Source organism: Companilactobacillus suantsaicola (assembly GCF_004745525.1).
GTDB lineage: Bacteria > Bacillota > Bacilli > Lactobacillales > Lactobacillaceae > Companilactobacillus > Companilactobacillus suantsaicola.
In genome coordinates this window covers 1-11,257 of the sequence record NZ_RKLY01000047.1, presented here as the reverse complement: position 1 = coordinate 11,257, position 11,257 = coordinate 1, and the positions used below count along the sequence as shown (strand labels likewise).

9 protein-coding genes, 3 tRNA genes, 2 rRNA genes and 1 riboswitch are annotated in these 11,257 nt (G+C 37.9%); of the genes, 2 read left to right on the top strand and 12 right to left on the bottom strand.

The features are described from left to right. Nucleotides 1–662: 662 nt before the first annotated feature. From EGT49_RS11990 to lysA, 7 genes are all read right to left on the bottom strand, one after another. Entirely contained in the window at nucleotides 663–1,721 is a 1,059-nt protein-coding gene (locus EGT49_RS11990) for an aspartate-semialdehyde dehydrogenase (protein ID WP_135374609.1), read from the bottom strand. 18 nt (nucleotides 1,722–1,739) lie between these two features. Then, complete coding sequence (locus tag EGT49_RS11985) at nucleotides 1,740–2,930, bottom strand: aminotransferase class I/II-fold pyridoxal phosphate-dependent enzyme (protein ID WP_135374608.1); 1,191 nt, start codon at nucleotides 2,928–2,930, stop codon at nucleotides 1,740–1,742. A gap of 79 nt (nucleotides 2,931–3,009) precedes the next feature. Further along, the gene (gene dapB / locus EGT49_RS11980; protein ID WP_135374607.1) at nucleotides 3,010–3,783 is read right to left on the bottom strand and encodes a 4-hydroxy-tetrahydrodipicolinate reductase; all 774 of its coding nucleotides are present in this window, start codon (nucleotides 3,781–3,783) and stop codon (nucleotides 3,010–3,012) included. Between the two features lie 10 nt (nucleotides 3,784–3,793). Beyond that, nucleotides 3,794–4,663, bottom strand: coding sequence for a 4-hydroxy-tetrahydrodipicolinate synthase (gene dapA / locus EGT49_RS11975; protein ID WP_135374606.1), 870 nt, complete (start codon nucleotides 4,661–4,663; stop codon nucleotides 3,794–3,796). Then, on the bottom strand, nucleotides 4,648–5,820 hold the full coding sequence (locus EGT49_RS11970; protein WP_135374605.1) for an N-acetyldiaminopimelate deacetylase: 1,173 nt from the start codon (nucleotides 5,818–5,820) through the stop codon (nucleotides 4,648–4,650). The genes dapA and EGT49_RS11970 overlap by 16 nt, the downstream gene beginning before the upstream one ends. A gap of 2 nt (nucleotides 5,821–5,822) precedes the next feature. Further along, the gene (gene dapD, locus EGT49_RS11965; protein WP_135374604.1) at nucleotides 5,823–6,527 is read right to left on the bottom strand and encodes a 2,3,4,5-tetrahydropyridine-2,6-dicarboxylate N-acetyltransferase; all 705 of its coding nucleotides are present in this window, start codon (nucleotides 6,525–6,527) and stop codon (nucleotides 5,823–5,825) included. A 10-nt stretch (nucleotides 6,528–6,537) separates the two neighbouring features. Then, nucleotides 6,538–7,821 (bottom strand): diaminopimelate decarboxylase, encoded by a 1,284-nt coding sequence (gene lysA / locus EGT49_RS11960; RefSeq protein WP_179949633.1) that lies wholly within the window; start codon nucleotides 7,819–7,821, stop codon nucleotides 6,538–6,540. Between the two features lie 67 nt (nucleotides 7,822–7,888). After that, nucleotides 7,889–8,064: riboswitch (Lysine riboswitch) on the bottom strand. Between the two features lie 145 nt (nucleotides 8,065–8,209). Between lysA and EGT49_RS11955 the strand changes: the two genes are divergently transcribed. After that, nucleotides 8,210–9,568 carry an aspartate kinase gene (locus EGT49_RS11955; RefSeq protein ID WP_135374602.1) on the top strand — a complete coding sequence of 453 codons (1,359 nt, stop codon included), beginning with the start codon at nucleotides 8,210–8,212 and terminating at the stop codon, nucleotides 9,566–9,568. A 14-nt stretch (nucleotides 9,569–9,582) separates the two neighbouring features. After that, nucleotides 9,583–10,542: a diaminopimelate epimerase gene (gene dapF, locus EGT49_RS11950; protein ID WP_135374601.1), complete on the top strand. Its 960-nt coding sequence runs from the start codon at nucleotides 9,583–9,585 to the stop codon at nucleotides 10,540–10,542. Between the two features lie 44 nt (nucleotides 10,543–10,586). On the opposite strand, the gene EGT49_RS11945 is transcribed toward dapF, so the two are convergent. The 5 genes from EGT49_RS11945 to EGT49_RS11925 form a co-directional block, all read right to left on the bottom strand. Then, nucleotides 10,587–10,660, bottom strand: a tRNA-Arg gene (locus EGT49_RS11945). Between the two features lie 105 nt (nucleotides 10,661–10,765). Beyond that, nucleotides 10,766–10,856: transfer RNA gene (locus tag EGT49_RS11940), tRNA-Ser, on the bottom strand. A gap of 15 nt (nucleotides 10,857–10,871) precedes the next feature. Continuing rightward, nucleotides 10,872–10,944 (bottom strand) — tRNA-Asn (locus tag EGT49_RS11935). Nucleotides 10,945–10,952: 8 nt separating this feature from the next. Then, nucleotides 10,953–11,069, bottom strand: a 5S ribosomal RNA gene (gene rrf / locus EGT49_RS11930). Nucleotides 11,070–11,141: 72 nt separating this feature from the next. Then, nucleotides 11,142–11,257: ribosomal RNA gene (locus EGT49_RS11925) — 23S ribosomal RNA — on the bottom strand; the annotation flags it as partial.

Sequence of the window (11,257 nt, the reverse complement as noted above, 5' to 3'; positions counted from 1 at the left end):
TGTTTTGATTTTTTGATTAGGTGTATATTTCTGCATAAAATCCCTCCATTACTGGGTTAACATTTTTATACTATTTTGAAATGTCAACCATATAAGGATTATCGCAGAACGCGGCCGGCGCAACTTTGAGCTTTTTCAAGTTCGGAAAAATCTCAAAGATTGGCCTTATTCTAAGCGCTAAAGCGCTAAGAATAATTTGGCGGCTGAGCCATCACAGGGCTTGTGCTCCAGACTAGATTGTATTTCCTATTATTTTTTCCACTTAATGTTATAAATAAAAATAGCACCTATTCCCAATATACGTATGGTTATTAAATAATCAATTACGTTCTATTGAGGAATGGATGCTATTTTTTAACTTGTTTTAAATTTTGTTTTATTTCAAATAGAATCGAATCTATACTATTGAGCTAGTAAAAATACTATTTCGAATAGAATAATTATTCCTAAATAAACGGAAAGCAGATAAAACATAGATCCGTTATTTAGTCCGGAGCAACAAACTCGATTTGGCTCAGTACTGAAATTTCACTTAGCGCTTTAGCGCTTACGTGAAAGGCCGAGCTTGGAAATGCCGCGTACTTTGCGGTAGTTTCAAGTCGTGCCCAGTACGTTCCAGCCAAAATCGAGTTTGTTGCGGAGGACGGCATACTTAACAAATTCTAATTATGAACCAAGCCGTCTGCTACTAAGCACTCTGCAATTTGAACCGTATTCCATGCTGCACCTTTTAGTAAGTTGTCAGAAACGACCCACATGTTGAACGCACCTTGGTTTTCCAAATCTGGACGAATTCGACCGACAAAAGTCTCACGCTTGCCGACTGCATCAATTGGTTGGGGATAAACTTGGTTCTTAGGATCATCTTGCAAAACAGCTCCGGGAGCTTTTCTAATCAAGTCTTGAATTTGCTCAGTTGTGGCTGACTTATCTTCTACTTCGATATAAATTGATTCACCATGACTGATCGGAACAGGCACTCTGACGCAAGTTGCTGTAACCTTGATTTTTGGTGAATTCATGTCGCCAAGCATGATCTTCTTAGTTTCATGAATCATCTTCCACTCTTCGTGTGAATATAAGTTATCTTCTAGAACATCAATTTGTGGTAACAAATTAAAGGCTAGTGGATAGTGTTTTTTATCACCTTTAGTTGGGAAGATGTTGGCTTGCATGTCCTTGCCATCTAAATAATCCTTAGCTTCAGAATATAATTCATTCAAAGCACTTTGACCGGCACCACTGGCAGCTTGATAAGTTGAAACGATAATTTGTTTCAAACCAAAAGCTTTTCTGATAGGTTCTAGTGCAACCATCATTTGAATCGTTGAACAGTTCGGATTGGCAATAATACCGTGATGGTTATAAAGTGCCGCTTCATTGACTTCAGGAACGACTAAGGGAACTGACTCTTCCATTCGAAAAGCACTCGTATTATCAACACAAACCGCACCACGTTTGACAGCTTCGGGCAAGAATTTCTTTGAAACTGAACCACCAGCTGAAGCTAAAACGATGTCGACACCATCAAATGATTCTGGCTTAGCTTCTTCTACTGTGACGTCTTGACCTTTGAATTGTAAAACTTTTCCGGCTGAACGAAATGATGCTAATAACTTAACCTTACTTACTGGAATCGTTGATTGTTCCAATTGTTGAATCAAACGTGTTCCCACGGCACCTGTGGCACCTAAAATTGCTACTGTATATCCATCACTCATATTATTTCATCCCTTAAATCAATTTTTTAATTGTTCAGTAAAGGCTCTTAAACGTTTCATAGCTTCTTTAATATCATCCATTGAACAAGCGTAGGACATTCTAAAATGACCTTCGCCGCCTTCACCAAATGCTACACCTGGCGTGACACCAACTTTGCCTTCAGTTGCTAACTTATTGGCAAATTCGATGGCAGTTAAATGGAATTCTTCTGGAATCTTCGAGAAAGTATAGAAGGCCCCTTCTGGTAAAAGTGTTTTATAGCCGATATCATTTAGTTGCTCAACAATGTAATCTCGGCGTTTCTGATAAATATCGCGCATTGCAAGTGGATCATCGATTCCATTAGTCAACGCCTCTTTAGCTGCGTATTGAGCTGGATTAGAAGGTGCAGTAACAGCAAAAGCATGCATCTTGGCAACGTTAGTAATGAAATCTTTTGGTCCCACGACATAACCGATTCGATAACCAGTCATTGCGTGTGATTTTGATAAACCATTGATCAAAATAGTCTTACCTGGCATCAATTTTGCCAAAGAAATGTGTTTTTGACCGTAAGTCAATTCAGCGTAAATTTCATCAGAAATGACAAACATGTTCTTGTTTTTGACGACATCGACGATTTCTTCTAATTGTTCCTTTGAATAAACAAAACCAGTTGGATTTCCTGGGAAATTAAGCATCAAAGCTTTAACCTTGTCTGCTCCTTCTTCATCGATAACCTCTTGGAGTCGTTCACCTGTCAGGCGGAAACCATCATCAGTTGTATTAATTTGAACAGGAATCCCACCAAGTACTTTGACAATTGGAATGTACAAAGCAAAGGTTGGCGTTGGAATCAATACCTTATCACCTGGATTAATGATTGCAGCCAATGAATCCAAAATTGCTTCAGTTGCTCCAATTGTTACTACCACTTCAGTCTCTGGATCATAGTGAATATCAAAGCGTTGGCTCAAATAATTTGAAATAGCTTCACGCAATCCTAAAATTCCCTTTTGATCAGAATAGTGTGAATCATTATCCTTGATACTTTCAATTGCGGCAGCTTTAACGTGTTCAGGAACATTGAAGTCAGGCTCACCTAGAGTCATCTTGATAATTCCAGGAATCTTGGCAAATTTTTCTGCAAAAATTCTAATTTGGGAACGACCCATGGGATCGAGCGTTTCATTTACGACATTTTTTACAGTTGAATCTAATTCTGGCATTCTATTACACTCCTTAAATTATATTAATTTAATTCTATAATAAATCAGACTCATTTAATTAGTTTTAATGTAATTATTTCTAAATAATTTTCTCAAGCCCTATCACTAAATGATCTTGTTTCATCACTTCATGAATGGCCAGTTTAACTCCAGTCATAAACGATTCCCGATCGGTAGTACTTTGAGAAATTGTCAAAGTTTCACCAGTTCCACCAAAGATAACCTCTTCGTCAGCAACGAATCCTGGTAAACGCAAAGCGTGAATCTTCGTCCCATGGTAGTCGCCACCCCGAGTTTTCATTGGGTCGTTGTTACTGTGTTGAACCTGGTCATGTCCGCGCGCTTCATAAATCAGACGGGCAGTATTCAAAGCGGTCCCAGATGGTGCATCGATTTTATCTTCATGATGTTTTTCGACAATTTCTGATTCATCGAAATATTTAGCGGCTACTTGCGCAAATTTCATCATCAACACGGCTGATAAACCAAAGTTTGAGGCAATAATTCCACCAAGATTTTTACTATCAGCTAATTTTTTTAATTGTTGAGTCTGCTCTTCAGACATCCCACTAGTTCCAATCACAGGGCGAAAGCCGTGTTCAATTGCAAACTTAGTGTTTTCATAAACCGCACTGGGAATTGAAAAATCGATCCAAATATCAGCCGCAACATCAATATCTTCTAAACGATTAAAAATTTTGACTTCTTTAGCCAATCCATATTTTGCTGGATTACGCTCTTTAACTACTGGATTAAAGCCAGCTACTAATTGTAAATCAGCATTTGAATTGACCATCTTGACAGCCTTTTGCCCCATTGAACCGTTAAAACCAGAAACAATTACTTTTATCATTTAAATCCTCCTATAATGCTAACTTTTCAAATAAAACAGCTTTTTCTTCATCATTTAAAGTCACAATTGGCAAACGACAGCCACCAACTTGATAACCTAATTTGTTCAAGGCTGCCTTAACTGGCGATGGTGAAGGATACATGAACAAAGCTGCCATCTTCGGAGTCAACTGACGTTGAATTGTTCCGGCCTTTTGATAGTTTCCTTGATCTAAAAGACTGTACATCTTCGACATTTCGTTACCGTAAATGTGTGAAGCCACCGAAACGACTCCGTTAGCACCAATAACTTTTGCAAATAAGGCTTGGGCATCCTCACCACTGTAAACATTGAAATCAGCTGGAGTATGTTCAACGATATATTCCAAATCTTCCATCGTATTACATTGTTTGATTCCTTGAATATTAGGATTTTGCGATAGTTCCACGACTGTTTCTTTTTCCATCAAGACCCCAGTTCGGCCAGGAATGTTGTAAATCATAATTGGCAACGGAGAATTTTTGGCGATTGTTTCAAAATGAGCTTTCATTCCACGTTGATTTGGCTTGTTATAGTAAGGCACTACGACTAAAACCATATCAATTCCTGAGATTTGCGCTAATTTGTTAATAAAATCAATCGTCTGTTGAGTATTGTTACTACCGGCTCCGGCAATAATTGGCACTCTACCATCAACAATTTCGACAAACTTTCGATACAATTCTAGTTTTTCATTCTCAGTTAAAGTTGGTGTCTCACCAGTCGTCCCACCGATAACAAAGCCCTTGGTTCCAGTAGTAAGTATGTGTTCCGTTAACTTTTTTAAAGCTGGATAATCAATCTTTTGTGCTTGATCAAACGGAGTAATTATCGCGGTCATCAAATCTACATCTTTGAACATTTTTCATCCTCCAAATTCATCCTGTATTCCAAAAAACTTGTCATTGCGACGATTCCTTTAGCAATTGCTGACTCTTTTGGTAAGAAATCAGCTGAATGCAGTGCTCCTGGACTGTCGACACCCAACCAGAACATTGTTCCAGGAATCTTATTCAATAAATAACCAAAGTCCTCACCGGTCATTTTAGGTTCAGTCTCCTGAAAAGTTACCTCGGGATTTTCTTTCATAAAATTAATAAACCTTTTAGTCAATTGGGGATTATTTTCTACTGGAAAATAACCGCCTTGATTAAATTCAACTGTTATTTGACAATTAAATGATTTTTGCAAACCACTAGCAATTTCTGTAATCCGTTGTCGAATAAATTCAATCATCGTTTGGGTTAAACCACGAATCGTTCCTTCCAAACGTGTTGTTCCAGCAATCACATTTCTAATCACGCCACCATCAATCTTACCGAAGGTGATAACACCGCATTTAGTAGGGGCAATATTGCGTGACACAATCGTCTGTACTTGCTGGATAAAACTTGCTGCAATAACGATACTGTCATTAGCCAGATGAGGATAGGCGGCATGACCACTCTTACCGGTAATAATAATATTGACTTCAGTTGTTCCGGCAAATAATGTACCGTTACGACATCCTATAACGCCTGCTGGCAACTGAGCATTATCGTGCAATCCGTAAAATTCATCGACATGAAAACGTCCTGAGAACGCGTCTTTATCAAAAGCAACCTTACCACCACTTTCACTCTCTTCGGCAGGTTGAAAGAAGAAAATTAAATTATCACTTGGTTGATGTTCACTAAAATAATTCAAAATTCCTAAGGCGACTGTCATATGGATATCGTGTCCACAAGCGTGCATAACGTGTGGATTTTTTGAGGCATAACTTAAACCATTATTTTCGTCGACCGGTAAGGCATCCATATCACAACGATAACCAATGTTTCGTTTAGGATTACTGCCGTTAACTCTTACTAAAATAGCGGTTGGTAAATCCGGAATACTGCCTATTTCTAGATATTGTTGTGAAAAACTATTAATCACTTGTCGTAAGTAATCACTGGTCTGAAATTCATTCATAGCTAGTTCGGGAATCTGGTGCAGATGTCGTCTGATTTGAATTAATTTATCACTTGATAAGACCATCTTTACAACTTCCTTAAATTACTTTCAAGCTTTGTTTTATCAGTTGTTTTTTGATCTTTGATTTTTAGTTGTTTAGCAGGAATACCAGCAACGACTTCATTTGCCGCTACATCTTTGGTAACGACGGCTCCAGCTCCAATGACAGCTCCGTCACCTACTTGAACGCCTTCTAGGACAACAGCATTAGCTCCAACAATTACGTGATTACCAATTCTAACTGGTTGAGCTGAAGCTGGTTCGATCACCCCCGCTAAAACGGCATTAGCTCCGATATGAGAATCTTGACCGACAATGGCTCGGCCACCTAAAACTGCACCCATATCGATCATTGAACGATCACCTATCTCAGCACCGATGTTAATAATTGCTCCCATCATTATAACGGCGTTATGACCAATCGTAACTTGATCACGGATGATAGCTCCTGGTTCAATTCGGGCATCGATTCCTTTAATATCTAACATGGGAACAGCTGAATTTTGAGCGGCTGTTTCAACATAGTAATTTGTTAAATTGTGTGCTTTTAAAATTGGTTGAATCACTTGATAATCACCAATCAAAATTGCTAAATCATTGCTGTGAAAAACACTAACTTCTTCAGGAAATTCAATGCCACTAATTTCTGCTTGCAAATATACTTTTACTGGCGTAATTTTCTTAGCGTTTCCTATATAATTAATAATTTCTTCTGCACCCATCTTTGTCATAAGCTACTCCTTAATAGTCACCATCTAATTTAATTAAATCTGCATAAGTTTCTCTTCTTACTACTAACTTGTCTTGGCCATTTTCTACAAAAACTACTGCCGCTCTAGGATTGCGATTGTAATTCATTGCCATCGAATACCCATAAGCACCCGTATCTAAAACTGCTAAAATGTCACCTGGTTTAGTCTTAGGTAGTACAAGATTCTCAATCAAGATATCACCTGACTCACAGTATTTACCAGCAATATGCACTGTTTCTTGATTTTCTTGATCCATCTTGTTAGCTACGACGGCTTCATATTTAGCTTGATATAAAGCTGGTCTGATATTATCTCCCATTCCACCATCAACTGATAGATAAGAAGTTAAACCAGGAATGTCTTTACGTGAACCGATCGAATACAACGTATAACCAGCTGGACCAACAATCGAACGTCCCGGTTCAATCCAAATTTCGGGAACATTTTGACAAACCTTTTTTAATTCGTCACTAATTTGTGTAATGAACGTATCAGCTGTAATTGGATCATCATCATCTGTATAACTGATACCAAAACCTCCACCTAAATTGATCACTTCCGGCCAATAATTCAATTCAGATTGAAAACTTTTAGCAATCTCAATCATTTTTTTAGCTAACAAGACAAAGCCTTGAGTTCCAAAAATTTGTGAACCGATATGAGCGTGAATTCCAAGTATTTCCATATTCGGATCAGCTAAGACTAATTTCAAAGCTTGTTTAGCTTGACCAGATTCAACGTCAAAGCCAAATTTACTATCAGTTTGTCCAGTCTGATCATATTTGTGAGTGTGGGCCGAAATTCCTGGGGTCAAACGCAGCATGACTTTAACTTTTTGTTCAGTTGCTTTTAAAATTTGACTGAGCAAGGAAATTTCTAAGAAGTTATCTAAGATAATCACACCGACATGATTTTCCACAGCCATCTTTAATTCAGCCGCTGACTTGTTATTACCGTGAAAACTAATCTTTTCACTTGGAAAACCAGCTTGCAGTGCCGTATACAACTCGCCTCCAGAAACAACATCGACGTGAACATCTTCTTGTTTCATGACTTGATAAATTGCTTTAACCGCAAAAGCTTTGCTAGCGTAGCTGACTTGATTTTTTAATTGATTTTTTTCGAAAGCTGTTTTAAAACTTCTAATCTGTTTTCTAATTTTCTCAACATCAAAAACATACAATGGCGTGCCATATTTTTTTGCTAAAACAGTACTATCAACTCCACCTATCATCAAGTGACCGTTACTACTCTTCAATTCATCAATAATCATCTTCAAAACTCCTTTAGAATAAAAAAAGATCTCTTTGCTAATAACAAAGAGACCCAGTCCACACAAATTGTTATAAGCTCAACGCGGCAATCGTCGCGACAGTTCGTATCCTCTTATTAATACGCCCCAGTTTATTAGATTCTACAAAATCTAACACTTCGGCAATTTCCCCTTTCAATGAAATCAACGCTATTGCAGTAGCTCATCCATTTACTGATGTCAATTGCGACCTCTTTATTGATACTAAGATTATAACAACACTCATTATTCGTCAAGTAATATTAAAAATTAATCATTTTTTCTAACTTTATTAACTTTTTTCTTGTCATAAGTTCCAAAAATGATACACTCATCATTAAAAACTATTTAATTTTTAGGGGTGTATTGTATGAAGGTCATCAAATTTGGCGGTAGTTCCCTTGCCACAGGCGTTCAGTTCGAAAAAGTAATTAAAATAATTGACGATGATTTTGAACGAAAAGTAATTGTAACTTCGGCACCGGGGAAACGTTTCAGTGGCGACATCAAGGTAACTGATTTATTAATCGAGTACGCACAAGCCGTTTTAAGTAAAAAAGATTATCAGCCAATTGTTCAAGAAATCATGTCACGCTATCAAGAAATTGCCGACCATTTTAAACTTGCTGACTCAGTCACATCTCACTTAAAGACTAAATTAGAAAACTTAGCTTCAACGGCTTTCCCAGATGATGAACACCTCCTAGCTGCTTTCAAAGCTCACGGTGAATATTTAAATGCCATTCTTTTGACTGATGTTTTAAATTCTCAAGGAATCAAAGCTATCTTTGTCAATCCTAAAACTGCCGGTATTGTCGTTGAAGGTCAACCCAATGACGCTGATATTGCCCCAGAGACTTATTTAAATTTGAGCCGCTTAGATTTACCTAAAGATGCTCGTTTAGTTTTTCCTGGCTTCTTTGGATACAGTAAAGACGGTTCAATCTACACTTTCTCTAGAGGCGGTTCAGACATCACGGGTGCCATTTTGAGTCGTGGATTGAATGCAGATCTCTACGAGAATTTCACCGATGTCGATGCGATTTACGTTGCTAATAACAAAATCGTTGCACACCCACAGGCCATCAAGAAGATGTCCTACCGAGAGATGCGAGAACTATCATACGCCGGCTTTTCAGTTTTTCAAGATGAAGCCATTATCCCTGCCGTCAAAGGACAAGTTCCCGTTAATATAAAAAATACCAATAATCCTGAAGCACCTGGAACGATGATCGTACCAGAACAATTTATCTTTGATCCAGCCAATCAAATTACCGGTATTGCCTGTTCCAAACGATTTTCAGCACTCTATTTACATCGTTACTTGTTAAATAAAGAAGTCGGTTTCACTTTGAAACTCTTAAAAATTTTTTACAAATACAATATTTCTTACGAACATATGCCATCAGGTATCGATGATCTGACCGTCATTTTTGATCGTAGTAAATTGGATAAAGACACTATCCAAAAATTATGTCGTGACGTCAAAGAGACGCTTAATCCAGATTATTTGGAATGGATTAATGATTATGCGATTATTATGGTGGTTGGTGAAGGAATCGCTCATAATGTTGACACAATCGGTAAAGTCATCGATTCTCTAACTGAAAACAATATTGCAATCCACATGATCAACCAAGGGGCTTCGCGAATTTCTATCATGATTGGAACCCAAGTTTCCGACGCCGACGAAGCAGTCCGACAGATCTACAAAACATTTTTTGATTAAGCGAGGTTTTTTATATGGTTAAATTATTAAAAGTACACGGTTCTGAAAATCAATTCTTTATCTTGGATCAATCTCTTCTAGATAAACCTCTAACAGACCCTGAAATAAAACAACTAGCTATTAACCTTTGCCAAAACGTTCTCAACGGTGCTGATGGTCTGTTAGTAGTTGATACTAGTGTGGATTGTTTGGGTAAGATGCGTGTTATCAATGCTGACGGCAGTGAGGCTAAAATGTGTGGTAACGGTTTACGAACAGTGAGTCGTTACTTATCTGAAAAATATCAGTTAAATGAATTCAAAGTTGAAACCTTAGAATCAAACTTATCTGTAAGACGAGCTAAAGATTTTTATCCAGGAGTTCCCGCCTTTAGCGTTGAAATTTCACCAATCTCATTTCAAAAAGCTGCTTTACCGTTTGCCTATCAAGATTTAAACGAAATGCTTGATCAAAAGATCCCAGAATTTGGTGATGGAACTTATTCCGCAGTTGCCGTACCAAATCCACATCTAATTAAGTTTGTTAAAGAAATCGACTATGATGAATTAAACGATCTTGGATCAAAGTTAAATGCAACCAATCAATATTTTCCCGAAGGCGTTAACGTCAGCTTCTGTAAAATTTTAGGGACCAATGAGTTATTCGTTCAGACCTTCGAACGTGGTGTTGGTTTTACTAATGCCTGTGGAACAGGAATGTCCGCTACTAGTTTGTTATTTGCCTTACTTCATAACGAACAATTTGATTCAACTAAAGATATTACTGTCTATAATCCCGGTGGAATGGTTAAAACAAATATTCACCTAAAAGCTGATAAGGAAAAAAGTTTGATCAAGTTAATCGGCAATGCTACTTTCACGCACGAAATAAACATTGATGAATTACAATTACACAATAACGATTTAACTAATCTCTCCATTACCCAAACTGGTGAAGAAGCCAGTTATCAAGCATTTGTTCAAAGTATTAAATAACAAAAAAAGAGGTTCACGAAAAATTCGTGAACCTCTTTTAATTATGCGCCCAGTAGGAGTCGAACCTACAACCTTCTGATTCGTAGTCAGACACTCTATCCAATTGCGCTATGGGCGCATTTTCTTCGACTACATTGTAACACAAGTATACAATTTGTCGAAATTACCTTGGAAAGCCCTAAGATAAAAAATGTCTCTGCATTATGCAAAGACATCTCGCTTACGGAGAGTAAGGGATTTGAACCCTTGATACAGGTCAATACCCGTATACATGATTTCCAATCATGCTCCTTCAGCCACTCGGACAACTCTCCAAGGTAAAAAAAAAACTCCGGATGTCAGACTCGAACTGACGACACCCTGATTAACAGTCAGATGCTCTACCAACTGAGCTAATCCGGAATAAAACAGCGTAGCGACTATCTATCCTCGCGGGTAGTTTCCCACCAACTACTTTCGACGTGAAGAAGCTTAACTTCTGTGTTCGGCATGGGAACAGGTGTATCCTTCTTGCTATCGTCACTACACTATTATTGCTCGTACCTTCAAAACTAGATATTAAGAATATGAATCGAAACACTTCAAACTGTGAACTCTTCTCGGTTAAGTCCTCGATCTATTAGTACTGCTCAGCTCCAAGTATCACTACTCTTCCACCCGCAGCCTATCTACGTCATCATCTTTAACGGATCTTACTTCCATAAAGGAATGGGAA

What these genes read in the sequence shown, in the direction of transcription:
- EGT49_RS11990 (WP_135374609.1), bottom strand. Translation starts at nt 1,721, where the DNA reads ATGAGTGATGGATATACAGTAGCAATTTTAGGTGCCACAGGTGCCGTG.
- dapD (WP_135374604.1), bottom strand. Translation starts at nt 6,527, where the DNA reads ATGACAAAGATGGGTGCAGAAGAAATTATTAATTATATAGGAAACGCT.
- EGT49_RS11970 (WP_135374605.1), bottom strand. Translation starts at nt 5,820, where the DNA reads ATGGTCTTATCAAGTGATAAATTAATTCAAATCAGACGACATCTGCAC.
- EGT49_RS11985 (WP_135374608.1), bottom strand. Translation starts at nt 2,930, where the DNA reads ATGCCAGAATTAGATTCAACTGTAAAAAATGTCGTAAATGAAACGCTC.
- dapF (WP_135374601.1), top strand. Translation starts at nt 9,583, where the DNA reads ATGGTTAAATTATTAAAAGTACACGGTTCTGAAAATCAATTCTTTATC.
- lysA (WP_179949633.1), bottom strand. Translation starts at nt 7,821, where the DNA reads ATGATTATTGATGAATTGAAGAGTAGTAACGGTCACTTGATGATAGGT.
- EGT49_RS11955 (WP_135374602.1), top strand. Translation starts at nt 8,210, where the DNA reads ATGAAGGTCATCAAATTTGGCGGTAGTTCCCTTGCCACAGGCGTTCAG.
- dapB (WP_135374607.1), bottom strand. Translation starts at nt 3,783, where the DNA reads ATGATAAAAGTAATTGTTTCTGGTTTTAACGGTTCAATGGGGCAAAAG.
- dapA (WP_135374606.1), bottom strand. Translation starts at nt 4,663, where the DNA reads ATGTTCAAAGATGTAGATTTGATGACCGCGATAATTACTCCGTTTGAT.